Source organism: Thalassotalea insulae (assembly GCF_030161395.1).
In the GTDB taxonomy this organism is placed as follows: domain Bacteria; phylum Pseudomonadota; class Gammaproteobacteria; order Enterobacterales; family Alteromonadaceae; genus Thalassotalea_E; species Thalassotalea_E insulae.
This window is the reverse complement of sequence record NZ_BSST01000001.1, coordinates 1,276,215-1,303,045: the sequence shown is the minus strand read 5'-3', so window position 1 is coordinate 1,303,045 and position 26,831 is coordinate 1,276,215. Positions and strand designations below refer to the sequence as shown.

General features: G+C 40.0%; 15 protein-coding genes and 1 pseudogene. 11 read left to right on the top strand and 5 right to left on the bottom strand.

The window, feature by feature from the left end:
* Positions 1-17: 17 nt before the first annotated feature.
* The 3 genes from QQK06_RS05945 to QQK06_RS05935 form a co-directional block, all read right to left on the bottom strand.
* Complete coding sequence (locus QQK06_RS05945) at positions 18-2,342, bottom strand: methyl-accepting chemotaxis protein (RefSeq protein ID WP_284243741.1); 2,325 nt, start codon at positions 2,340-2,342, stop codon at positions 18-20.
* Positions 2,343-2,767: 425 nt separating this feature from the next.
* Positions 2,768-3,598, bottom strand: coding sequence for a CvfB family protein (locus QQK06_RS05940; RefSeq protein ID WP_284243739.1), 831 nt, complete (start codon positions 3,596-3,598; stop codon positions 2,768-2,770).
* A gap of 114 nt (positions 3,599-3,712) precedes the next feature.
* Positions 3,713-4,156: a tellurite resistance TerB family protein gene (locus tag QQK06_RS05935; RefSeq protein ID WP_284243737.1), complete on the bottom strand. Its 444-nt coding sequence runs from the start codon at positions 4,154-4,156 to the stop codon at positions 3,713-3,715.
* Between the two features lie 263 nt (positions 4,157-4,419).
* On the opposite strand from QQK06_RS05935, the gene nagX reads away from it, so the two are divergent.
* From nagX to QQK06_RS05900, 7 genes are all read left to right on the top strand, one after another.
* The gene (nagX, locus tag QQK06_RS05930) at positions 4,420-5,568 is read left to right on the top strand and encodes a transmembrane glucosamine N-acetyltransferase NagX (RefSeq protein WP_284243735.1); all 1,149 of its coding nucleotides are present in this window, start codon (positions 4,420-4,422) and stop codon (positions 5,566-5,568) included.
* Between the two features lie 269 nt (positions 5,569-5,837).
* Positions 5,838-7,031, top strand: a complete 1,194-nt coding sequence (locus tag QQK06_RS05925) for an efflux RND transporter periplasmic adaptor subunit (protein ID WP_284243733.1) — start codon at positions 5,838-5,840, stop codon at positions 7,029-7,031.
* A 3-nt stretch (positions 7,032-7,034) separates the two neighbouring features.
* Positions 7,035-10,190 (top strand): efflux RND transporter permease subunit, encoded by a 3,156-nt coding sequence (locus tag QQK06_RS05920; RefSeq protein ID WP_284246585.1) that lies wholly within the window; start codon positions 7,035-7,037, stop codon positions 10,188-10,190.
* A 383-nt stretch (positions 10,191-10,573) separates the two neighbouring features.
* Positions 10,574-11,953: a PhoH family protein gene (locus QQK06_RS05915; RefSeq protein WP_284243732.1), complete on the top strand. Its 1,380-nt coding sequence runs from the start codon at positions 10,574-10,576 to the stop codon at positions 11,951-11,953.
* Positions 11,954-12,361: 408 nt separating this feature from the next.
* Positions 12,362-13,927: an AMP-binding protein gene (locus tag QQK06_RS05910; RefSeq protein ID WP_284243731.1), complete on the top strand. Its 1,566-nt coding sequence runs from the start codon at positions 12,362-12,364 to the stop codon at positions 13,925-13,927.
* Positions 13,928-13,937: 10 nt separating this feature from the next.
* Positions 13,938-14,177: an acyl carrier protein gene (locus QQK06_RS05905; RefSeq protein WP_284243730.1), complete on the top strand. Its 240-nt coding sequence runs from the start codon at positions 13,938-13,940 to the stop codon at positions 14,175-14,177.
* On the top strand, positions 14,158-14,994 hold the full coding sequence (locus QQK06_RS05900) for a lysophospholipid acyltransferase family protein (RefSeq protein WP_284243729.1): 837 nt from the start codon (positions 14,158-14,160) through the stop codon (positions 14,992-14,994). Before QQK06_RS05905 ends, QQK06_RS05900 begins: the two co-directional genes overlap by 20 nt.
* A 408-nt stretch (positions 14,995-15,402) precedes the next feature.
* Here the strand turns inward: QQK06_RS05900 and QQK06_RS05895 are convergent, their stop codons facing one another.
* Complete coding sequence (locus QQK06_RS05895) at positions 15,403-17,406, bottom strand: TonB-dependent receptor plug domain-containing protein (protein WP_284243728.1); 2,004 nt, start codon at positions 17,404-17,406, stop codon at positions 15,403-15,405.
* A gap of 192 nt (positions 17,407-17,598) precedes the next feature.
* Entirely contained in the window at positions 17,599-18,597 is a 999-nt protein-coding gene (locus QQK06_RS05890) for a LacI family DNA-binding transcriptional regulator (protein ID WP_284243727.1), read from the bottom strand.
* Between the two features lie 272 nt (positions 18,598-18,869).
* Between QQK06_RS05890 and QQK06_RS05885 the strand changes: the two genes are divergently transcribed.
* The 4 genes and pseudogenes from QQK06_RS05885 to QQK06_RS05870 form a co-directional block, all read left to right on the top strand.
* A complete protein-coding gene (locus tag QQK06_RS05885) occupies positions 18,870-20,138 on the top strand; it encodes a sugar MFS transporter (protein ID WP_284243726.1) in 1,269 nt (422 codons plus the stop codon).
* A gap of 8 nt (positions 20,139-20,146) precedes the next feature.
* Positions 20,147-22,711: a glycoside hydrolase family 3 protein gene (locus QQK06_RS05880; RefSeq protein WP_284243725.1), complete on the top strand. Its 2,565-nt coding sequence runs from the start codon at positions 20,147-20,149 to the stop codon at positions 22,709-22,711.
* 125 nt (positions 22,712-22,836) lie between these two features.
* Positions 22,837-25,722, top strand: a complete 2,886-nt coding sequence (locus tag QQK06_RS05875) for a family 16 glycosylhydrolase (protein ID WP_284243724.1) — start codon at positions 22,837-22,839, stop codon at positions 25,720-25,722.
* 34 nt (positions 25,723-25,756) lie between these two features.
* Positions 25,757-26,773, top strand: a pseudogene (locus QQK06_RS05870) (glycoside hydrolase family 16 protein); the annotation flags it as partial.
* Positions 26,774-26,831: the final 58 nt, after the last annotated feature.

Here is a 26,831-nt window from a genome sequence, read left to right as displayed (position 1 = left end):
GCCTTTTTTAATATCGATTAGTACTTAAATTGCTGTACCAACCCAGACATATTGACGGCGAGTCGTGCCAATTCTGATGAAGACTGCGCTGTTTGCAATGAAGCACTGGACGTATTATCTGTGTAGCTCGCGATATCGACGATGTTTTGATGAACATCAGTAACACTAACACTTTGCTGTTTTGCCACTGTGGCGTTTTCCGTGTTCTTATTACTAACGTCAGCAATTAAGTGACTGAGAGTTCGTAAGCTGGTTGCGGTGTTTTGTACTAATGAAATACCTTTTTCCGCTTCTTGTGATGCCGTACTCATAGCAAAAACCGATTTTTCTGAAGAACTTTTTAACCCTTCAATTTTTTGCTGGATCTCAACTGTTGATTCCTGAGTTTTTGCTGCTAATGTTCTTACTTCATCGGCTACCACGGAAAACCCTCGGCCTGATTCGCCTGCTCTGGCAGCTTCTATTGCGGCGTTTAATGCCAGTAAATTGGTTTGCTCAGCGATACTGTCAATCACTCCCAAAATACCGGTGATTTGTTCAACTTGCTGATTAAGCTGGTGTAACTCATTGCTGGCAATATCGACAGAGCTGACTAAGCCATGGATTGCATCTTGGGCCTGTTCCGATAAATTCGCGCCTTTGCTTGATTCATCGTTGGCTTGCTGAGTTAAGTTTGCGGTATGAAGAGAGTTGTCGGCAATTTCGTTAATACTGGTGCTAAATTCAGACATCACCTGTGTGGTTACGTCGGTTTTAGCTTTTTGTAAATTAACGATATTGGTTGTGTCATTTGTAACAGCTGAGAGTTCTTCTGAAGACGATGCTAGTTGATCGGCATGTAAGTCTATTTCGCTAATAATGACCCTGATTTTCTCGACAAAATGGTTAAATGCTTTTCCGACCGCTCCTATTTCATCTTCGCGTTTGGCTAAAGATAATTTAACGGTTAAATCACCTTCACCATCTGAAATATCATTAATCCGTTGTACTAAAACATCTAACGGTGTTACTAAGTATTTGGCGATTAGCAAGCCAGTTGTAATACTGATCAAGCAAATGATCACTAAGCTGGTTAGTGCGTTAAAGTAGAGATCATCCGATAACTTTATTGCATCGGCAAATGCTTCACTGACATCGATCTCCGCCATTAGTGCCCATACTTGATCACCATAATTGATAGACGTATAAGCAGACAGTACTTCGACACTGCGATAATCGTTAAATCGCTGAAAACCTGAGATACCTGTTAGTGCGTCAGCTGCTCCTGAGGTGTTAACTAATTGCAGACCAAGTGCCGAGTTATATGCTTTAATTTGCTCAAGATGAGGCTGCTCGCCAGATTGTGCCAGCGCCTGATAGTAATTTTCCTTGTCTTCGATTAAAAAGCGACTTTCACTTCTTAAGGTTTTATCTGGGCCGACCAAATAAGTTTCCCCTGACAAACCTAGGCCAACTTGCTGCCATTGATGATCAGTAGTCATGATTTTATTAATACCATCGATTGGCATCTGGAAAATCATCACTGCATTTTTCTTACCTGAATCGTCGGTTATTGGAGCGGCAATAAAAGATGCTGCTTGATCATATGAGGGAAAGTAGCTGTTAAAATCGATTAACACGCTTTGTTGGTTATCCGGCAATTGAAGTGCTTTCTTAAAAGCGGTGGCGATACCTGAATTTGCATAAGGGCCAGTTAATAAGGATGTAGCATAATCAAGCTCCTTAAATACCGAGTAGACAACATGGCCGCTGTTAGCATCAACGATAAAAATATCGTAGAAGCCAAAACGAGTTAAATAATCATTAAACATCGGATGATATTTTTGATGGGTAGCGTCATAAGGTGAATTGCCTGCGCTTAGTAATTTATCCTTATTGCCTAAGGAAAAATGATTACTAGCGATATACTTATCCTGATAATGTATTGCTAATTTATCTAGGCGGGCTAACTTTTGTTCAATATCGGGTGCGGAATGATTGTTTTTATCAATAAATGCTTGGTTAAATTGATTGAGGTAATAGCGGTTAAGTCGATCTTTACTTATAGATTGCAGCGTGTTGTCTGTCGGCGCTTGTGGAAAACTTGCGGTAAATTCATTCGCGGCATCAATAACTGAAAGGTTAGTGGAAAATGTTGCTATTTGTGCCTCAATTTGCGCAATATAATCGGTGATTTGTGCTTTTTTCATTTCACGCAGGGAAATTAATTGTTCCTTAGATTTTTGTTCTAATGCGGCAAAAGATGCTTGATTTGCCTGTAAGGTAATAATTAATGCTAACGTGGTTGCAGGCACAATTGCTAAAAAAATGGCTTGCAGAATAAGTTTAGTTTTTATCTTCATAAGAGATCCATTATTTATTAATGAAAACAGGTTGTTGACAATTAATATGGGTTAGCTGCTCACGGTTATGACGGCTGCGGTATCAAATAAATCAAGGTATTTATCTAGTAGGGCGTTTGGTTTCATGGTGCTAATTCCTTTTGCTGCGTTGCGTTATCCAAGTTTGATTGTGAGGAATGCCATACTTGGGAATTTTATAATGATTAATTTGGGCTAAGCATAAGCTCGAATGCTGTTAGCAGACTATATGCATATTTTGCAGCGCAACATAGCAGATGTTAATGTTTTGTTACAATAACTTTTGGTTATTTGACGGGGGGATGTGCATATATGGTTAATTATTCGGCTTTTTATTGGATTTTTGTATAATATTCAAAGGAAAGCCAGTTAAGGAGCCAGTAGCCCCTTAATGTTAGCAAAGAAAATTAAGGTAAACGGATGCCTTGAGATTCGATAACAAGTTTCCCTTTCTTCATTAAGTTACCTATGGTGGCTTTAAAGGTTTTTTTACTGACACCAAATGTTCGTTTAATCTCTTCAGGTGAGCTTTTATCATGCAAGGGGCTAAAGCCATTATGCTTTTGCAAATGACTCAGTAGTTGATCACTAAAGTCGATAACTTTACCTTTGCCAGCTCGGCTTAATGACAAATTAATACGACCATCATCTCTAATTTGTTTAATAAAGCCTGTGAGTTTTTGACCTAGACGTAATGGCTTAAAGACATCGCTAGCAAAAATAAGTCCCCAGTGCTGATGATTAATAATCGCCTTAAAACCTAAGTCTGTTTGGGCAGCAATGGTTAGCTCAACTTGCTGTCCTTCCTGATATTCTGCTGGCCAGATATCCAGATATTTATCGAGTTTACTAGAAGCGACTAATCGTTCTGTTTTGCTATCGAGAAAGATATAAACCAGATAATGCTTACCCACCTCCATTTTTTTATGTTGCTGATTAAACGGCACCAGTAAGTCTTTCGGTAAGCCCCAATTTAAGAAGGCACCAATTTTATTCACTTGTTTGACTTGTAATGAAGCAAATTCTCCTGCCTGAGCGAACGGCGTTTCCGTCGTGGCGATCAGCCGATCGGCTGAATCTAAGTAAATAAAGACATTTAGTTTATCGTCCAGCTGGCAGTTCTCAGGTAAATAGCGATTCGGCAGTAAAATTTCACCGAGTGGACCGGCATCTAAATAGGCGCCATTTTCAGTAATGGCGATGACAGAAAGGGTGTTAAATTGGCCAATATTTGCCATAAAAAGCTCTATTTATTGTACGCTAAGGAATATCGAGTATTATATCGTAACTTCAACTACTAAGTGGGATTAAATTGCTGCTTAGCATGTTCAAACGCAGTAATAGGGACATTTTTAGCTTAAAATACTCTCTTTCGCTCGTATATATTCGGCGCGGCTGAGGTGCAATAGATCCGCAATTTTTCGAATAATATGCTCTTCAATACTGGCGATTTTGCCATCTGCCAGCGCTAGCTGCCATAACAAACTCACTATTTGGGTTTTCTCTGTCGCAGAGTAGTGTTGGTTCACCTTAGAGGTAAATTGATGAAAATCAATGGCATGTTCACTAAGCGCAATCGCTTGTTCAATTAAGGCACTGACTTCTTCAGGGGCGAGGGCAAAATGTTGACTGATAGTATTCGTCAGCATGGTTTGTTCGCTGCTGTCTAGATGGCCATCGGCCCGCATAACTTCACACAGTAACACCGTACAGGCCATTTCAATGCTTAGCTCGTCTGATTCTGCTACGGCATCTGTTTGTAGGTCATTAAAAAATTTAGCTATTTTCGCAAGCATCTGTTATTCACTTATGTTTTCATTAATCAGCTTATACCGATTTGACTAAATCATCATGAGTCAAATTGCTTTTATTGTTAATAGTTAGTTCAAATAACGCAAGTGTTTGCCCTAATAAGTTGTTGCTAATTGTGACGAGAGCCGTTGTTTCTGCTTAAATGAAGATCAATTGCTATTTAATAGTATGGCTATTACAATATTTAAAAAGACAGCGCTGTCTTTTGGGGTGACTAAATCTATTTATCGTTAAATAAGGAAAAACCATGACGCAAAACACTGAGCAAAACATGGCTCCAGTTATTGAGAAAAAGCGACTGTTGTCGATAGATGCTTTACGTGGTTTTGACATGTTCTGGATCCTTGGCGGAGAAAAATTGTTTGCCGCTCTTTTTATGATCAGTGGCTGGTCATTTTTTCAGGTAGCGGCTGAACAAATGGAACATTCGAGTTGGCATGGTTTTACTGCCTATGATTTGATTTTTCCGCTATTTATTTTTCTGTCAGGAGTTAGTCTAGGCATTGGCGCTAAACCGTTAACAAGTTATCCTGCGGATAAAGCCCAATCGATAGTCAGGCATGGCTATAAACGTTTGTTTTTGCTTATTTTCTTTGGTGTGCTTTATAACCATGGCTGGGGCACAGGTATACCGATGGCGCTCGATGAGATTCGATATGCAAGTGTTCTTGGTCGTATTGGTATCTCTTGGTTTGTCGCTGCTATGCTGGTGTGGTATGTCAGTGTCCGCAATCAATGGTTGGTTGCGATAGTAATTTTAATTACTTATTGGCTATTACTGCAATTTGTTACTTTAGACGGTTTAGGTGGTGGCAACTTCAGTGCTGAAGGGGCATTAAATGTATGGTTTGATCAGCACCTTTTACCTGGCATCACTTATCGCCAATTGCCGATGGACCCAGAAGGCTTGTTATCTAATTTACCTTCAATCGTCAACGCGTTAGCTGGGGTTTTTACCGGACGTTTTATCATCAAACATCGCACTAACGGCGGATTTTTAATCTCGCGACTTTGTCTGATAGCTATCGGGCTATTACTACTTGGCTATGCTTGGGATTTAATTTTTCCTATTAATAAATCACTATGGACCAGTTCATTTGTCTTAGTGACGGTGGGTTATAGCATGCTGTTGTTAACCTTGTTTTATTTTTTAATTGATGTGTTAGGTAGTCATTTATGGGCGAAATGTTTGGCCGTTATCGGTATGAATTCCATTATTATTTATTTAGCGTCGAGTCTGGTCAATTGGCAATATTCTAGTCAGAGCTTATTTGGTGGACTTATCTCTGTGTTACCAGCGGGTTGGCAGCAACTGACATTGTATGGTGGGATGTTATTGTTACAATGGTTATTTTTATATTGGTTATATTGTCGAAAAATTTTTATAAAAGTTTAACTATTAGTTAAATTAACCAAGTTATATTTTTTATTAAAGACCCTATTTGGGGTCTTTATTTTTTTTAGTCACTGTGGATCTTAGCTTAACACCAGATAAAATAGGGGGGGTATCAACTTTTCCTTAGTTTTTTTTTGCAACGAAAAAATCGGCGCGGAACTTGTAATAACCCTTTACAACTTTTCTGGCATTATCTTGGTCTTAATTTGTTACATACGAATATAATACTAGATACTGCAAACGATAATAACTTAGCTGAGGAAATCGCGGTGACTAGAAAAAAACAGATTATTGTCCCGATCGTTATATTAATCGCTGGCATTTTGCTTTTTATGGCATTTTCAAGCATGAAAAAACCACCGGAAGAAAAAGCAGAAGTTGATAATACCCCTATTGTTTCGGTAGAAGATGTAACGGTTTCACCGATGACCTTGCATGTTGATTCTTACGGTGTTGTTAAACCTAAATATGAAACTGATCTGGTTGCACAGGTTAGCGGACAAATCGTCGAACTCTCAGATGTATTTGTTAAAGGCGGCTTTATCGCGCAAAACCAACTGTTAGCCCGTATTGACCCCAGTGATTATCAAGCGGCATTGATTGACGCAAAAGCAACTTTAGCATCGGCGCAAGCCTCTTTAGAGCAAGAACGTGCTAAGGGTAAAGTGGCAGAGAAAGAATGGAAGCGTATCACCAACGCTTCACCGACTGAATTAAGCTTACGTAAACCTCAGCTAGCGCAAGAACTAGCTCGAGTTAAAGCGGCTCAGGCAGCAGTATTACGAGCGAAAAGAAATTTAGAACGGACAGAGTTAAGAGCGCCATATGATGCGATGATTGCTGAACGTTATATTGGTTTAGGTGCATTTGTTGGCACTGGCAGCCGTATTGGTAAGTTATTAGGTACCTCGATTGCTGAAGTGCGTTTACCGGTAGCCGATAATCAATTGCAATATTTAGTCAATCAAGGTAAAGAAGCGAGTGTTGATTTAGTTGGCACCTATGCTGGTATTGAAACAACTTGGACGGCGAACATTGCACGAAGTGAAGGCGTGATTGATGACAAAAGCCGGATGAGCTATTTAGTCGCAGAAGTGAAAGACCCTTATTTATTGCAAACAGATTCACAACAAACTCCACTTAGGTTTGGCTCTTACGTCAATGCAAAAATATTAGGAAAAGAATTAGCGCAAGCTACTAAGCTTCCTCGTTATTTAGTCAATAATGGCCGTGTGGCTATTTTAGATGATGATTCAAAGTTACATTATGTTGATATCAATATTGCACGTCAGGATGCTGGAGACGTTATCGTTTCTGATGGTTTAGCTAACGGTGATCGTTTAATTGTTTCAGCTTTAGATTATCCGGTGGATGGCATGAAACTAGCTTTACCTTCAGATGCTAGTGATGCATTACCTTCTGATTTTGAATCTGAGACACAAATAGCCAGTGTGAAGGACTAAATGATGGAAGATACTAATAAAGGCTTAATTGCCTGGTTTGCCCGCAACAGTGTGGCGGCAAACCTATTAATGATATTTATTATTGTTGGTGGTTTTTTTACTGCAATGACTATCAATAAACAAATGTTTCCTCAGGTTAAAATCAACTGGCTTGAATTTAGTGCGGCATATCCTGGCGCTGCTCCTCAAGAGGTAGAAGAAGGTATTACCATTAAAATTGAAGAGGCCTTAGAGACCATTCAAGGCTTAGAGCGGGTTATTACTTATTCTAATCGTAACTTCTCATCAGGGTATTTTCGAGTTGATGAAGCTTACGACCCTCAAGTGGTTTTAGATGAAGTTAAATCGGCAATCGATTCAATTCCAAGCTTTCCTGACGGTATGGAGCGCCCTAAAGTAGAACGGATTAAAATTAAGCAGCGAGTGTTGGAAATGTCGCTGTATGGCGACTTATCCTATGCTGAACTGAAAGAGTTAGGTCGTAAAATTCATGATGAAATCCAACAATTGCCGTCGGTGAACATTTCAGAGTTTCATAGTGGCTTAGGTTATGAGATTTCTGTTGAAGTAAGTAAAGATAAATTACGTGAATATGGTTTAAGTTTTAATGATGTAGCAAGAGCTATTCGGAGCCAATCTCGTAATATGTCTGCCGGGCAAATTAGAGCTGCTAACGGTTACATTAATTTACGAGTAGAAAATCAAGCATATCGAGGACATGAGTTTGAGCAGATCCCTGTGCTTACCTTAGCGGATGGTACTAAAGTTTTGCTCGGTGAATTGGCAACGGTTATTGATGGTTTTCAGGAAGGACTACAATACTCTAAATTTAATGGTGAAAATGCGGTAGGCTTCACTATTAGTGCTACAGATAACCAAAGTATCACTGATGTAGCAACCGTTGTAAAAAGTTATGTTGAGCGAAAATCTCAAGACCTTCCTAAAGGGGTGAAATTAACGCCATGGGTTGATTTTACTTATTACCTTGAAGGTCGCTTGGATATGATGTTGAGTAACATGGTGAGCGGTGCAGTACTTGTGTTTCTCATTATGGCGATATTCTTAAGAGTTCGTTTAGCGTTTTGGGTGATGATGGGCTTGCCCGTATGTTTCTTAGGTACTCTTTTATTTATGCCGATGGAATTTATTAACGTCACTATCAATATTACCAGTTTGTTTGCCTTTATTATGGTATTGGGAATTGTGGTAGATGATGCCATTGTAATGGGGGAAAGTGCTCATGATGAAGTTGAAGCAAAAGGTCATAGTACCGAAAGTGTCATTCGTGGAGTGAAGCGTGTTGCTATGCCGGCAACCTTCGGAATATTAACAACTATTGCTGCCTTTGTCCCCTTTATCTTAGGGGACGGCCCGTCGTCTGCCTTTAATAAATCGATAGGTTTTGTGGTGATTTTATGTCTAATTTTCTCACTAATAGAATCAAAACTTATTCTTCCTGCGCATTTAGCTCATATGAAGGTTAAAGTGTTTAACCCTAAAAACCCATTCGATAGGTTACGTAAAAAGGTTGATGAATTTTTAAAAGGTTTTATTGAGGGGATATATCGCCCAGCGTTGACTAAATTTTTGGATTATCGGTACGGTGTACTGACATTTTTCATCTCAATTATTTTGTTAAGTGCTGGCTTAGTCAGAGGTGAGTTCGTTAAATTTGTTGGACAGCCTAAAATTCCACATGACTTTCCTAATATCAATGTTGAAATGAATGTAGATGCAGCGGAGCAAACGACTTTAAAGACCATTTTACGTATTCAACAGATATTGTATGCAGTAGATAAAGATATCGAAACAGAATATGGCAACAAAATGATTGCCAATATGGCTGTTCGTTTGGAAGGACGAACGAGAGCAGGGATGACGGTTAAGTTGGTTGACCCTGAATTGCGACCTATGAATACTTTTGAATTAGCCGAACGGTGGCGCAAAGCGATCCCTAATATGCCAGGTGTTAAGTCATTCTCAATCGATGACAACTTATTTGGCGGTGGTCGAGAAGATGGTGACGTAGCATTTAGGCTAGAAAGTAAGGATGATGCGCAATTATTAGCAGCGTCAAAAGCGTTAAAAGAAAAGTTGAACTCACTTAAAGGCGTAAGTGACGTAAACGATTCACGTCAAACCAGCGCGAAAGAGGTTCAGTTCACCCTGAAACCATTGGCTTATAGTTTAGGCTTGTCATTGGCAGATATCGCATCTCAAGTGGGTAATAGTTTTTATGGCTTGGAAGCACAACGTATTTTGCGTGATACAGAAGAAGTGAAAGTCATGGTGCGTTACCCATTGGAGCAACGTAGCTCTATTGGTCATGTCGATGATGTTATGATCCAGGCGTCAAATGGTGCTGAGCTACCTTTATCTGAATTAGCAGAGATAGTTTTAACTGATGGGGTGACACGTATTCGCCGTGAAAATGGTAATAGAACCATCAATGTTTGGGCAAAAGTGGATGCTGATCAAGTCGAACCGTTTAAAGTGGCAAAGGATATTCGTGATAACTTCATTCCTGAGTTATTGAGACAGTATCCATTGGTGCAAAGTGAAATATCAGGGCGTATTCAGGAAGAACTCGATAGTTTCTGGGAGCAACTAAAAGGTTTTGTTATTTCTCTTATGGTTATCTATTCATTGTTAGCCATTCCATTAAGGTCTTATTCGCAACCTGTAATTATTATGACAGTGATCCCTTTTGGCATTATAGGCTCCACCTTTGGACACTTACTCTTAGGGATGGATTTAAATGCTCTGTCGTTGTTTGGCATTATTGCGGCAGCTGGCGTTGTTATTAATGATTCTTTAGTGATGGTTGATTATGTGAATAATTCACGAAAATCAGGGATCCCGCTAAAAGAAGCGGTAGTTTTTGCCGGTACCAAAAGATTTAGGGCTATTTTGTTAACCTCTCTTACCACTTTCATTGGTTTAGTGCCCATCATCTTTTTTGAAACTAGTATGCAAGCACAAATAGTCATTCCTATGGCGGTATCTTTAGCGTTTGGTGTATTGTTTGCGACAATAGTGACATTAGTCTTTATTCCTGCTTTGTATATTATTATTGAAGATATCAAACAACTGTTTAGGCGGAAGAAAAGTATACCATCTGCAGCTTTTGAGCAGATGAGTGAGGCAAGTTCTAACTAAGCACAGATAAAACTATAAATGAACAAAAACCAGTGCTGTGTTTAGGCGCTGGTTTTTTGTATTTATCAGCAAAAATTCCCAAATTATCGACTTTTATTTTGCTATCTCCTGATACTCAAAATTATTTTAAACACTATATTTTTCGCTGAAGCAGGTTTTGCTAATTGTAAGAAAAAGCTGCTTGCAACAAAGTGCATAAACTGTCACAGTGGAGATGCGTCTCAGTAAGAATGGCTCACGAGTTATATTCAAGGAGGTTATTGCTACAAAAATGATTGTTGATCATTTTGTCAGCTGATGTTCTTAACTAAAGCCGCGTACTTTAGTGCTAAAGGTTGCCAATTGATTGACCTATTGTTTATCGATAAGTTAGGGAACTTTATATGACTGAAGAAAAAACCATTTATATTTTAGATACCAATATCCTCCTGCACGAACCCTTTGCATTTTTATCTTTCCAAGAACACGACGTTGTTGTCCCGATGACAGTTTTAGAAGAACTAGACTCAATTAAAGACCGACATAAAGACGTTAGCAGAGACGCTCGTGTTGCCATTAGAGCATTAGAAGATGCATTAGCAAACGCGACGCCAGAACAGGTGTTAGCAGGCGTACCCTTGCCGACAAAAGAAGGAGCTTCAGGTGTTGGTTGTTTATCTATTTTTAATGATTACACCTTAGATCAAACGGCGGGAAAATTATCGTTTAATGAAAATGATAACCGCATCATTAATACCGCTATCCATATTCAAAATACCCGCAAAGACCGCAAAGTGGTGTTAGTCACCAAAGACATCAATATGCGCTTAAAGGCTAAAGGCGCGGGGTTAAACCATGTTGAAGATTATCGTACCGATCAGCTGATTGACGATATTCAGTTTTTAACGAAAGGTTATCATCAGTTCTCGGGTGACTTTTGGCAGCATGTAAAGAATTGTGAAAGCGAAAGTGAAGGTCGAAACACCACCCATTATATTAAAAAAGATATCTTGCCTAATGCTTATATGAACGAGTATTTGCTTGATGAAGGTGAGCATTTTGCCGGCAAGATTATTGGTTGGGATGACGAAAACTTAGCAATAGCAGATTTAAGTCGTGAGCGATTAATGGCTAAGCAAGCTTGGGGAATTCATCCGAAAAATATTTATCAAGGTATGGCAATGGATGCCTTGCTCGATCCGACCATAGATTTGGTGATCCTCACCGGTCCTGCTGGTTGTGGTAAAACGCTATTAGCATTGGCGTCAGCGCTGGAGCAAGTCGTTGAGCGTGGTTTGTATGATAAGGTTATCGTTACGCGCAGTACGCCAGAAATTGCAGAATCGATTGGTTTTCTGCCGGGCACTGAAGAAGAGAAAATGGCGCCATGGCTTGCAGCGATAACTGATTCTCTGGAAGTGTTGCATAAACAGGATGAAAATATGGATGGCAGCCTGAATTACATTATGGATAAGGCGAATATTCAGTTTAAATCGGTTAATTTTATGCGTGGTCGCAGTATTCAAAATGCGCTGGTTTTACTCGATGAATGTCAAAACTTAACGGCGTCTCAGCTTAAAACCATTATTACCCGCTGCGGCGAAGGTACTAAAATAGTGTGTTCAGGTAATTTGGCACAAATTGATAGTAACTATTTAACCGCTTTAACCTCAGGTTTAACCTATATTGTTGAACGATTTAAAGATTTTCCTGGTAGTAGCACGATAAATCTCAATGGTGTGGTCAGAAGTCGATTAGCATCGTTTGCTGAAGAAAATTTATAAAAATTAACCCGCTCAATGTTGGTGCGCTTTGAGCGGGGTCGTATGATTTTGCTTCTTGTCATTTAACGGTAAGGTAAGTCAAAACGTTCCAATTCTATCGTGTTATGCCTGACATTGATGACTATTGAGCGAATTGACTTTGTGAGCGACACAAGCACACCTAATGATGAGTTTGCGCTAAAAATAAAATTACAGCGACTTATATGGCATTTTTGCTCGCCGATTGTTCTGTCTACAGCAATGAAACCGGTGTTGGATGGCGCTTGCTGTCATTGACTCATAATAACATAGGCACAACGCCTTTCTTCGATTAGCTCTTACACATATTTACATAATCAATACAAAAACCTAGCTGAATAGTAAACATTGGAAGCTTAAGATGCATTTTTTTAATTAAGATGCGTAAAAATGAACCTTTATCAAGAGACATTCTTAAAATCAGTCGAACTTTTTCCAAGCAATACTGCATTGTCGACCGACAAGAGAAGTTTTACTTATCAACAACTAGACGTGTTAATTCAAAAGTGGTCGAGAGTAATTCAAGCGTGTAATGAACGAAACTTTCCTGTTGCAATTTATGGTGGAAAACAATGGCAAATGTATGCAGGGATATTGTCAGTTTTAGCGGTAAAACAAACTTATGTACCATTGAATAACAAACAACCTACGCATCGTAATCAAGCGATATTAGAGCAGATAGATTGTCAGTTGATCCTTATCGCAGAAGGTGAAAACCCATCTGAACTTTTAGCAAAGCTAAGCTCCTCATTAACGGTTATTTACCTTGGCGAGGACAATCCTATTTGGTTAAAAAAACTTGTAAAACACAGAAGCTTAGTGATTAACGAAATTGATGGCCTAATTAAACAATCTACGCTTACCGATTCTATAACGCAGTCAAAATATGCTTATATACTGTTTACATCTGGCAGTACAGGTACGCCAAAAGGGATAGCCGTAAGTCAGCAAAATGTCATTAACTATATTGCGCGTATAAATGATTTACTTGGTATTGAATCAACTGACAAGGTAGGGCAATTTTTTGAGTTATCCTTCGATTTATCTGTACACGATTTATTCAGTTGTTGGTCAAAGGGAGCAGCGCTGTATGTTATTCCAGCTGAGCAATTATTTTGTCCTACATCCTTCATTAGAAAACATCAGTTAACAGTATTCTCAGCCGTTGCATCTATTTTATCTTTTATTGATAAGTTTGGTTTACTTACGCCTAACGCTTTACCTAGCCTTAGAATTTGTTGTTTTGGCGGTGAAAAGCTACTTACCAATCAAGTGAAAAAATGGCAGATGTGTGCGAGTAATAGCCGAGTGTTCAATCTTTATGGGCCAACGGAATTCACAATAAGTAGCACCTTTTATGAGATAAACATTGCTGATTTGCCAAGGTCGAGTTCGGTACCAATTGGTAAAGCTTTACCTGGCTTAACGGCAATTTTGATTAAAGATGGCAAACAAGTAAACCAGCCGAATATACTGGCAGAGCTCTTCTTAGCAGGTGATCAAATAGTAGAGGGTTACTGGAAGGATGATAAAAAAACAGCGGAATGTTTTACCGTGCTTGAAGGCGTTGACTTTTTGCAAAGCTATTTTTATCGCACGGGAGATATTGTCTATTATGATGAAAATGGCTGCTTAGTTTTTCATGGCCGCAATGATCATCAATTCAAAGTGGCTGGGCATCGAGTCGAGGCTGCTGATATTGAAGCTTGTATCTTAAGTTATAGTCCAAGCATAACTTGGTGCACAGTTAAAGCCATTATTGATGATTTTAATCAACAAACTCAAATAGTTGCGCATATTGAAAGTTCGATTGCAATTAATAAACAAGTACTGCGCAAATTCTGCCTTTCACAACTTCCACAGTATATGGTTCCTGACGCGTTTAATTGTTATGAGTATTTACCGCGTAATGCCAATGGGAAGGTTGATCTAAAAATGCTGAGTAAAGCCAATTAAGGAAGTAATTATGTTAATACAGCAAGAAATCATTAACTTTGTTAAAGAAAAATCAGGCGAGAGTTTTATTCATTTAAGCAGTGATTTATTTTCTCGAATAAAGTCATTTGACTTTATGTTGCTCATTTTAGAGTTGGAGCAAAAATTTAATCTCCAGTTACCGATTGAACAAGTTATGGCGAACAATATTGGTACTGTCGGTCAATTTTCTACTTGGGTTGAGCAACAAAATGAAAAAACAACAATTTAAGACCAAATCATTAGTATTTTTATTTTATTTGTTAAGGAAAATATCACGAGAAAAAAGGCGTGATTTTTTGACAAAAATAGGAAAACTGATACTTTTTTTCTCAAAAAAAACCAGGCAACGTGTTTTAGATAATATTCAAAGAGCAATACCTGACATGGATAAGGCAGATGTTAAAAAGCTTGCTTTTAACGCCTATGGAAATTGTGCTTTTGGTGTTGCTGAATCCTTTTGGTTAGATGAAATAGAACCCAAAATATTTTGTGATGAAAAGACATTGTCCATACTTCAGTCTGGAGGTGGTGCATGTATTGCTACTATGCATTTAGGTTGCTATGAAGCTGTGCCTGTTGCGGTGGCTATATTAAGTAACAACTCTGTTACTTTATCCAATATTCCCACTTTTGTTGAAGAGGGCTTGCTGTTTTATGCAAAAGTTGGAGTGACTGCAATTAATAAAAAGACACCTCAAGCATTTATGCAATTAATTAAAAGTGCCAAAGACAATGGCTACATCTCTCTGCATTGTGACTTATGGGGGGATGAGGTTGAAGTTGATTTTTTTAATCAAAAAACTAAGGCACCAGCGGGTGTTGCTTTACTATCTAAACTGGCTGTAAAGCCTATTTTAATAGGTTATTCGGTATATTCTACCAAAGAAAATATTAAAGTATTTGTCGAAACGTTGTTTGAAAATACTGATGATGAATCGTTATCAGTAGAAGATATTATGGCATCAATATATCAACGCTTTGAACAAATTATTAAGCAGTACCCTGAGCAATGGTATTGGTCTTATAAGCGTTGGCGTAATTGGTAAAGCTATTGATATGTATAACGTAGAAAAGTTAAATAGTAGCCAATGGTCTCGACTATTTGTATATTTTAACCCCTATAAAGGGATCATTGTTAGGGGGGTATCTAATAGCATTAAGCTAACTTCTTGGTCGCTGGTAAGTATTCTATTCTGGAAAGAACTATAGACAGGAGTTTTTATACGATTATTGTTTTTAGTTGAATCAGTGATATTTTGGCGTTTTGTTAACTCTTGCGAACAGCAATTACGGATTAATTCCGCAGTATTTTTATAGTTTTTCCCGCATATTGAAATTCAATTGCGCACTGACATCCAGTGGCTGGTCGATTCTGATACTTACTTCATAAATGATTAAAGATAACTATTTGATTATAAAGTTTTTAATAATTTATCATCGTCATAAAAGTACTATTAGAAATTCATGGTTAACGTTAAATAAGCACTCCTTTGTGCTCTGGCTGGGATAGTATTGATATTGCGGCCGACAAATTCTGGTTGATAGATAGTTTGATCTAGCAGGTTATAGAGATAGAGTTCAAGGTGGCTACTAAGTTCAGGGCGATTCAACCAGTGACTGATATCATAACGCAGCTTGGCGGTCATTAAGTGGTAGCTGTCGGCATTTGGATTTAGCGCCTGACGGTTTGGATTACGTATGCTGACATCGGGTGCTGCACTGAAATAGCTGTCAAAAATACCTAAAGTTAAATGAGTATCCTGATAAATCACGCCAGCTTTGACCATATCGTTCGGTACTAAGGTGTGATCTTCAATACCATCACCAGATTCATTTTTTTGATGGGTATAGGCAACGTTAAATGACCAGGTGTTACTAAGATGCCAGTTACCAGTCAGTTCAATTCCTGAGTTTTTCAAACTGGCGGTATTAACAAAATCCAGCACATTGTCTGACGCGCGTAAACGGCCGATTAAATCGGATTGTTTACTGTGAAAACAGGCGAGCTCGACTTTGGCGTTTTTGCTATGATAGTTGATCGCCAATTCCTTGTTTGATATTCGTTCTGGACTTAGATTAGGATTGCCCCTTAGTCCACCTCTAATACTGCCATTATCATTTTTTAATATTAAATCGAAATTAGTTTCTACGCCAAATGCTGCGCGATATGCTTTGGCGTATGAGCTACGAATGGTCCAATGCTCGTTTATATCGTAGCTTGCTGCTAATCTCGGCGTTAATCCTTGCTTACCTTGCTCTGGTTTGTTGATTTGCAAACCTGCAGTTAATATCCATTCAGCACTAGGGTGATAACTGAATTGGCCAAAGGCTTCTTGCCACAATGAATTAAAGCTTTTCACTGGCGCATTGCTGCGTTTACCAGTAGAGCCAACATCCTGATACCAAAGAGATAAACCGCCTACCCAGGTTAGATCTTTGCTGATTTGATATTGATGGGTGAGCTCTAAGGTGGTGTCATTGGCAAAGGCTTTATAATTATATTGCTCGAATGACATCCTGCCATATGAAAGTGCGGCTTCGAGCTGTTGTTGTTCGCTAAACTCATGCTTATATTCAATCAATGAATAACTTCTCATGCCATCGATAATACGATGGTGAAAATCGGGCTCACCGCTCCAGGAAGCCGACGATCCCATAAAATTTTGTTGACTGCGCAGATATAAATTTTGCCAACGCCAGTTGTGATAGGTTAAATCGATAAAGGCTGACGAGTTTTTTTCTCCCCGGTCAATACTTTCAAAACGCGCATTTTGATCGAACAACGCAAACTGCCAGCCATCTTCTTTAAAGAGATTAAAAGCGCCATTAATCGCTAACTCGTCTAACTGGCGGCTTATAAAACCCTGTAATTGGCTGGTAGCAAAAGATCCGCTAGTCAGGCTTAACTTGTTACTGTCTTTTCCTTGTTGACGAGTGATGACATTAATAACGCCAGACATGGCATTGGTGCCATAAAGTACCGAGCCAGGTCCTCGAATGATTTCGATTTTTTCAATCGCCTGTATCGGAAATGCATTATAGAAAGGAAAGTTGACGCCGCCGGAATAGCTTTCACGAAATGGGCGGCCATTGATGAGAATGAGTACATGATTATCGGCATGACTTTGTAAGTCGCCGCGAATAGCAACAACATTTTGTGGGTAGAAGAAGGATTCTGTCATATAAAAGCTGGTGACACGCTCTAATACCTCGTAGAGGTTATTGGCACCAAAGGTTTGAATCTCTTGTGCCTTTATGACAGAGATCAGTGACGGAGAATTTTGAACATTTTGTTCATATTTGCTGCCAGTTGAGACTTTGATATTCATTAACTCTTCAAATGACAGTTCAAGCAAATGATCAATATCTGTATCGGCTTTAACGCCAAACGCCCAGCAAACGAAAAATATGGCTGCTATTAAGTGAATGGGTGAATATAAGCTAAGTCTTTGTTGCATCGATTAAAAAATAGGTGTTATTTGCCTTAAGCATAGACTACTTATTGCCTTGATGAAAAGTATTTATAGCGGGGGTGTCAAATAGAGCTGATGACATTTGAAAGCTTGTTTTGAGAACTACGCCAAACCAAGCCTTGAGCAAAGTTGTGTTAAACTAATGTCTTGATTTGGGCGCGCTTTAAAATACTGGAATTAAATCTTTGCAACCGATTCCCGAGGTATAAGCGTTGGCTGAAACAGATTGGTGATTTCAATATCTTTATGTTTATAAACCTGTTTAAGAATCCATTGACTGGACATTTTCGCCATGTCTTTTATCGGAAAGTTTACTGTTGATAATTGTGGGTATAAGTATTCGGTAAAAAAGACATTATCAAAGCCTATAATGGAATAATCTTCTGGAATATTAAAGCCTTGATCACGAGTTGCCTTCATCGCTCCTGCCGCCATTTCATCATTCGCACAAGCCAGTGCGGTAAAACAAGCTTTTTGTTTTAACAGCGTATTCATGCCATCACGACCACTTTGGATCAGAAAATCACCTTCAAAAAATAATGCCGGGTTGTAGTCTAGTTTTGCTTCTTGTAAAGCCCGTTGATGACCATTAAAGCGGTCTGTCGCATCCTGCTTTGATAGTGGCCCAGAAATATAGGCAATTTGTTTATGTCCGTTGTCAATCAGGTGCTTGGTGGCCAGATAGCCACCCAACTCATTATTGAGGTAAAAGCAGTTACCTTCAAGCTCAGGGATCTGTCTATTGAGCACGGTAAATGGGGTTTTGCTATTGCTAAGTTTAATCAAGTAGTCGTTTGATAGGGCATCAACTAACATGATCAAAGCATCACAATTTCGGTCTATTAGAAAATCTATCCCTTCTTGTTCACTTTGTTCATTGGAATGACCTGCGGCGACGATAGTATGCTTACCTGCTTGGCGTAACTCAGTTTCAATTGCACTTAGCATCGTGCCATAGAAAGGGCCATGCAGTTCATCGACTAAAATTCCAATACAATTTGAACGATTGGAAGCCAGTGAACGAGCGACAGTATTAGGGCGGAAACCAAGTTCCTGCATGGCTGCCATGACTTTTTTCTTGGTTTTTTCACTGACATGTTGATGATCATTCAGTACCCGGGAAACTGATGATAATGAAACACCGGCGAGTGCCGAAACTTCATAAATGGTCGCCATTTTTGTCCTTAGAACTTGTTAATTTTTAATCCTGATAACTGTAACACGAATAAAACTCAGAGCACTACTGTTTGTAGCACTATTGCATATCATTTATATTTTGGGAAGCGCTTCCAAAAAAATAGTGAAATCTATTGCTTTTTATTTTTATTGGATCAAGAATGGAAGCGCTTCCAGTTTTGGATGGCAAATGATCATTTTATTAGTGATCACTTTTAGCATCTGATGAAGCGGGCTCGTGTCATAACAGCTAACATTACATAGGGGGAGATATGGCAAGTACGTCAGCACCTTTGCAGTTTGAAGAACAAGCATCAACTAGTGAGGGTAATAATTATAATTTTGCCTTAACCGCACTTACTTCGTTATTTTTTATCTGGGGGTTTATCACTTGCTTAAACGATATATTGATCCCACATTTGAAGGCGGTATTTGATTTATCATACAGCCAGGCGATGTTGGTGCAATTTTGTTTTTTTGGCGCCTATTTTTTAGTGTCATTACCGGCAGGAAAAATAGTGAAACAGCTCGGGTTTCAAAAAGGCATAGTATTAGGATTAGTGGTTGCTGCGATTGGTTGTTTCGGTTTTTATCCCGCGGCAGCACAGGCAAGTTATCCGATTTTTTTATTAGCGCTTTTTGTACTAGCCAGTGGCATCACAATACTGCAGGTTTCGGCAAACCCTTATGTCAGTATTTTAGGTAAGCCAAAAACCGCATCCTCCCGGTTGACCTTAACTCAGGCATTTAATTCATTAGGCACAACAGTTGCGCCGTTTTTTGGTGCTTATTTAATTTTAGAAAATGTCATCGATACTATGTCGGCTACTGAGCAGGCACAAGCTGTACAGTTGCCTTATGTTTTACTCGGTGTGACCTTACTAGTGATCGCAATTGTATTCTATTTTATTCGCTTACCACAGGTAACTGCAGCGACTAATGCAGCGCAAGAAAAGGAACAAGTACTCGAGGGTAGTGCCTGGCAATATCGACACCTGTTGCTTGGTGCCGTTGGTATTTTTCTTTATGTTGGCGCAGAAGTTTCTATTGGCAGTTTTCTGGTTAGTTTTTTTGCTGAGCCTAGCATTGCCGGATTAGCTGAAAGTGAAGCGGCAAAATATATTACCTATTATTGGGGCGGTGCTATGGTCGGGCGCTTTATCGGTGCAGCGGTGATGCAGAAGCTTGCTGGCGGTAAAGTACTGGCATTTAATGCCGGAGCGGCGATAGTGCTAATAAGTATTGCGGCGTTTACTTCAGGCCAGATAGCGATGTCGGCAATTTTACTGGTTGGTCTATGTAATTCTATTATGTTTCCAACAATATTTAGTTTAGCAATTAATGGATTAGGTAAATACACCAGTCAAGGCTCAGGTATCTTATGCTTAGCTATTGTTGGTGGAGCGATCGTTCCTTTATTGCAAGGATTACTGGCGGATGTCATAGGGCTGCAATTATCTTTTCTGTTACCCATGCTCAGTTATGGCTTTATCGCTTATTTTGGTTTATTTGGCAGTAAGCCATCAGTTAAAGCGGCTTAGGATTAAACATGCTATCTACTCAACAATTGAAATTCTCACGTACAACTTGTCTGACATTAGCTTTTTTAAGTGTGTTAATTGGCTGTCATAGTCAGCAAAGTAAAAAAGTTGAAAACAAAGTGGCAGAACACAGATTTCAGCCGGATATTACCATCTGGCCTGAACTGGACTTTGCGGTTAAAAAATCTCCTGTAGTCGAGCAAAAAGTGGCGGCGTTATTGTCAACAATGACAATTGAGCAAAAAGTTGCCCAAATGATGCAACCGGAAATTAAAGATATTACGGTTGAAGACATGCGTAAATATGGCTTTGGCTCGTATCTTAACGGTGGTGGCTCTTTTCCCAATAACGATAAGCATGCTACGCCGCAAGACTGGATTGCGTTAGCGGAAGCCATGTATCAGGCGTCTGTTGATGATTCACTTGATGGCTCGAGTATTCCTACCATGTGGGGAACGGATGCTGTTCATGGTCATAACAATGTTATCGGTGCAACCTTATTTCCACATAACATCGGATTAGGTGCGATGAATAACCCTGAGTTAATTGAAAAAATTGCTCAAGTGACGGCGCGTGAAGTCATGGTAACCGGTATCGATTGGGTTTTTGCGCCTACGGTTGCCGTGGTACGAGATGATCGATGGGGTCGTACCTATGAAGGTTATTCTGAAGATCCTGAGATCGTGGGTAAATATTCTGCTGCGATCGTTAAAGGCTTACAAGGCGCCGCTGATAAAGATTTTCTCAGCGATCAGCGCGTGATCAGCACAGTTAAACATTTTATTGGTGATGGCGGTACTGAAGGTGGTGATGATCAAGGCAATAATTTAGCCTCTGAGCAAGAATTATTGGATATTCATGGTCAGGGGTATGTCAGTGGCCTGACCGTAGGTGCTCAATCGGTGATGGCATCATTTAACAGTTGGCATGGTAAGAAAAATCACGGCAACAAGTATTTATTAACCGACGTGTTAAAAGACCGCATGGGTTTTGATGGCTTTGTCGTTGGTGATTGGAATGGTCATGGGCAAATTAAAGGCTGTAGCAATGAAAGTTGTCCGCAAGCGGCAAATGCCGGTCTAGATGTTTATATGGTACCGACAGGAGCCTGGAAGCCTTTATATGAAAATACCGTTGCGCAGGTTAAAGGTGGTGTTATTCCTATGGCGCGTATCGACGATGCTGTCAGTCGTATCTTGCGAGTGAAGGTACGAGCAGGTTTGTTTGATAAATCGAGCCCCGCTAATCGTCCGTTATCGGGTAAAACAGCATTGATTGGCAGTGAACCACATAGAGAAGTTGCTCGTCAGGCGGTACGTGAATCATTAGTGTTGCTGAAAAACAATAATCACTTGCTGCCTTTAAGTCGTCATCAGAATATTTTGGTGGCCGGTGATGCGGCTGACAATATCGGTAAGCAATCCGGTGGCTGGACCATTACTTGGCAGGGCACAGGCAATAGTAATACTGATTTTCCTGGCGGTAGCTCTATTTACGATGGTATTAAGGCAAAACTTGCTAACGGTGATGGTTCGTTGCAGTTTGATGTCGATGGTAATTTTAAGCAAAAACCAGATGTTGCTATCGTAGTTTTTGGCGAAGAACCTTATGCCGAAGGCAATGGTGATATTGACAACCTGGAATATCAGCGTGGTAACAAAAAAGACTTAGCATTACTTAAACGTTTAAAAGCACAAGGTATTCCAGTGGTCTCTGTCTTTATCAGTGGCAGACCTATGTGGGTAAATGCAGAACTTAATGCGTCTGATGCTTTTGTTGCCGCATGGTTACCTGGTTCAGAAGGCGCAGCCATCAGCGATGTTCTTTTTCAAAAAGCAAATGGTGAAATCGATTATGATTTTACAGGCAGATTGTCATTTACCTGGCCAGCTACAGCTGAACAAACCAGTGTTAATCGTTTTGATCAAGACTATCAGCCGTTGTTGCCCTACGGTTATGGATTGGATTATAGCCAAGATAGTCAGTTATCCGATGAACTTAATGAAAAGTCAGAACAACGTTTAGAAAAACTTTCGTCGCTTAAAATATTTAATCGCGCCGTGCAAAAGCCTTGGCTGGCATTTTTACAGTCTGCTAATGAAGCCACACAGATTAACTCTAATGTTCAAAAAATGGGGGCTATCTCCTATAAAGCCATTGATAAGAATGTCCAAGAAGATGCCCGTGCTGTGGTCTTTGATGGTAGTGAACCCGCAGCTATTTATTTCAGCGCTAGCTTCCCGGAAGATATCCGCAGTTATGTTGAGTTGAAATCGGCTTTATCTATTAATCTAAAAATCGAGCAAAAACCCTCTGACAAAGTGTCGTTAGTAATGGCCTGTGAAAGTGAATGTCAGGCGGATGTTGATGTCACAAATCAGCTAGAAACGATGGAATTGAATCAATGGCAGACGGTGACCGTTGATCTTGCCTGTTTTACTAAAAATGGTTTAGACGCCGCTAAAGTGTACTCTCCATTTAAGTTAATGACGGCAGGAACATTGTCACTGAGTTTTGCTGACATTGCTCTAGTCCCTAATTCTGCGAGTAACGCTGATATTCGCTGTCAGTAATCCATATCGAAAGTAAATAAAGCACATAGTGTGATGAATGATGTTATTCATCACCTCTTATCTAAGGGAAACGAATAAGGAGCTTTATTTAGCAATCGCGTAATGAATACACTAAAGGTCATTTTATGAAGACAAAGACTACTTTTTTAACTGGCACAAAGTACGCCAGCTTATTATGCTCCGCACTGTTATTGGGCTGTGGATCCGATTCTACCTCAAGCGATAATAACGTCGAGCAATCGTTTACTCCGGTGATTGACTCACAAGCCATTACCTCGGTAAAGACTGGCGAGCTTTATACCTACACGCTTCAAGCGAGCGATAAAGATAGTGAAGATACCTTAACATTTACAGCGGCCAATTTACCAAGCTGGTTGTCGTTTGAAGCGAGTACAGGTGAGCTATCAGGCACACCATCAGCGGAAGACGTGGGTGTTTATGACATTACATTAACCGTTTCAGATGGCAGTAATGAAACCACGCAATCATTTTCTATTACAGTGGAATTGAAAGCCTCACCGTGGCAACTGGTTTGGAGTGATGAATTTGATGGTGAAACGTTAAAAAGTGAAAACTGGAATATTGAAACCGGTGATGGCTCACAGTATGGCCTTGTTGGTTGGGGAAATAATGAACTGCAGTGGTATCAGCAAGAGAATATTACCGTCAGTGATGGCAATTTAGTCATTACCGCCAAAAAAGAACAGAGTAACGGATATGGCTATACCTCTGGTCGTATGCGTTCAGACCATAAGGTCGATGTGAAATATGGCCGAATTGAGGCGCGTATCAAAGCACCTCTTGGACAAGGGGTATGGTCAGCATTTTGGATGTTACCTACCGACAGTCAATATGGTGGTTGGGCATCAGGCGGTGAAATTGACATTATGGAAGTGGTGAGCCCGACAGTAGATGCAAATCAGGCAACTCATGGCAATTTGCACTATGGTATGGCATGGCCAATGAACGTAAATGAAGGCAATACGGTAGAGCTCAATGTGACTGACGACTATCATTTATATGCCATAGAGTGGGAAAAAGATGAGATCCGTTGGTATATCGACGATTTACATTACACCACAATAAAGTCTGATACCTGGTGGAGCTATTTTTACAAAAATAGTGAACAGGGGTATGTCTACCCCGAAAATGCGCCTTATGATCAAAAATTTCATTTAATTTTTAACTTGGCTATCGGTGGTTTTTGGCCTGGTTCGCCTGATGAAATTACGGAGTTTCCGGCGCAAATGCTGGTTGATTATGTGCGAGTCTATGAATGTAGCGCAGGGTTAGAAGATGGTAGTGGTTGTGCTGATAATATTAACTCCACGGTACCTGAACATCCGGCATCTCAATTTTCTCGAGCCGAGTACCTACTTTATTCCGAAGGTGGTGATTTGCTGACTTGGCAAGTAGAGGGAGAAGCCGTGACGCGTGAGCTACAAGCTCAGGTTGCCTGGGATAATGGTGGCGCAATTTCATTAGCATCAGTTGACGGTGGTGGAGAACATGATCAAGTACTTGAAATTACCACGTCGAATATGGGCAATGTCGCCATTAATGCCGTTGATGGTAAAAGCTTTAAATTATTTGGTATGGGAACATCAGCGGAGCCATGGAAGTTATATGCCGGTGAGCTAAAGTTTGAACTATATATTGATAGCAGTGCCACAGACCTTGATAGCAGCATTACCATTAAGATGGATAGCGGCTGGCCTGCGCTAGGTTATAAAACATTGAATATCGCTGATTTGAAACTTGATCAATGGCAGCAAATTTCGGTGCCAGTAAATGATTTGGTGGCAACACCAGGTGAACAAGGGTTAGACACTTCGGCGGTCGTTAACTTATTTGTTATTGAATTTGGCGCTGCTGCAAAAGTTAATCTGGATAATGTTCGTTTAATCTGTGGCCATAAAGAGCAAAATGGTTGTGGTATTGAAGCGCCTTCAATTGAGATTGAATCTGAGCAACTGGAAGTGTTGATGGACGACGTTAATACTAACGTTTGGGATAAAGGTGTAGGTGCATGGGATACTGTCAGTAACACTGATTATTTTGATGGCAGTTCAAGCAATCATATAAACTGGCAATTAGTTGATAGCGATGATAGTACTCGCGGTAAGGTATTAGAGGTCAGTTTTAGTGATTCTGATGCCAATGGCGTGTTATATATTCAGTCATCACAAAGCCTGGACATGAGCGCATTTGCCTCAGGCGAACTTGCCTTTGATATTAAAGTGACTGATTACGCAGATAATACCTCAGGCATGGTATTTAAAGTGGATTGTGTCTATCCGTGTTCATCAGGCGATCAATCACTTGGCAAAGTGGGGGATGGTGTATGGGAACACGTTAGCATCTCTGTAGCAGATTTAATAACCTCTGGCTTAGATATTACTTCGGTTAACACAGGCATAGTGTTATTGCCGGCAAATGATCAACAAGCGAATGTCACATTCCAAGTGGATAATATTGTTTGGAATAGTACCTATGTGGCGCCAGAAAAACCGTCTGAAACTGTAGGTGCCATTACTATTTATAGTGATAGTATCGATAGCAACTGGACGTTGTGGGATTGTTGTGGTGGCGCGACCTTAACTGAAACGACTGACAGTGATAATGGCGCCGTAGTCGAAGTTAGTTTTAACTCGACGTCGACCGTTTCTGGTTTTCAAGCGACAATAGCGCATGATGCATCAACTATCACTAATGGTACTTTAGAATTTGATTTAAAATTGCTGGCAGCACCTGTGGATAGTAGCGCACAATGGTTTGTTAAGTTAGAAAGTCCTAATGCCGCTACGGCCGCAGAAGTTGAGTTATTGACCAGTAACGAAGGGGTCTCGCCTCAATTAGACCAATGGCAGCATTTTACCTTCCCGCTGGAGACATTAGCGGGTCAAGGATTGGATTTAGCCAATATTAAACTATTAATGGTTTTTCCAACTTGGGGTAAAGCTAATGGTGCAGTCTATTTAATCGACAATGTCGAAATTAAAGAAAACTAGATTATAGTTAACTAGAGTAAATCAACTTAACTATATGAAAATTAATATGAGTTTTTTATTTAAAGTGACGCTAAGCGTCACTTTGTGGTCTTCAGCTACTTTTGCGCTAATAGCTTTTGCTCAGGCACAACCAGTGCCTCCCGTTTCGCTATCAAAACATTGGCAATTAGTTTGGCAGGATGAATTTGATGGTAAGCAGTTAGATAAAAGCAAGTGGTCGTTTGAAATTAATTGCTATGGCGGTGGTAATAATGAGCAACAGTGCTATACCGATCGTCGTAAAAACGCTTATATTGAGCAAGGTATACTGAAAATTGTTGCTTTAAAAGAGGAGTTTACCGGGCCTGCGGCCCAGGATGATACTCCTAGCTATAGCCCAGAAAATACCCGCACTTTACCTTATACATCGGCAAGACTGAGAACGAAAAACAAAGGCGATTGGCGTTATGGTCGCTTTGAAATTCGCGCGAAGTTGCCACAAGGTCAAGGTACCTGGCCGGCAATCTGGATGTTGCCAACAGATTGGCGTTATGGTGGCTGGGCCGGTTCGGGCGAAATAGATATCATGGAAGCGGTGAATTTAAACACTATCACGGATGAAAAAGGGCAGTCTCCTAATCAAGCTGAAACTCGAATTCACGGCACATTGCATTATGGCAGGGCATGGCCTGATAATGTCTACTCGGGGCAAGCTTATAGATTACCAAACGGCGCTGATCCCGCTAATGATTTTCATGTCTATGCAATTGAGTGGCAACAAGGAGAAATTCGTTGGTATGTCGATGATATTCATTATGCTACTCAACGGGCAAGCGGGTGGTATAGCCAATATATGAACGCTCAAGGGGTCTTAGTGAATGGTTTAGGCAGTGCTCCCTTTGATCAAAAATTTCATCTGATTTTAAATTTAGCGGTTGGTGGAGCTTGGGCTACCACTGTCAATGATAAGGGCATTGACCCTAGTATTTTTCCTCAATCGTTAGCGATAGATTATATTCGAGTTTATCAATGTCAAAAGTCGATAAATACTGGCATTGGCTGTGGTGCTATTGTTCGTGATACCAAACTGGTTAAAGGGCATGTTGCACCTGTGCTACCTAGATAACCTG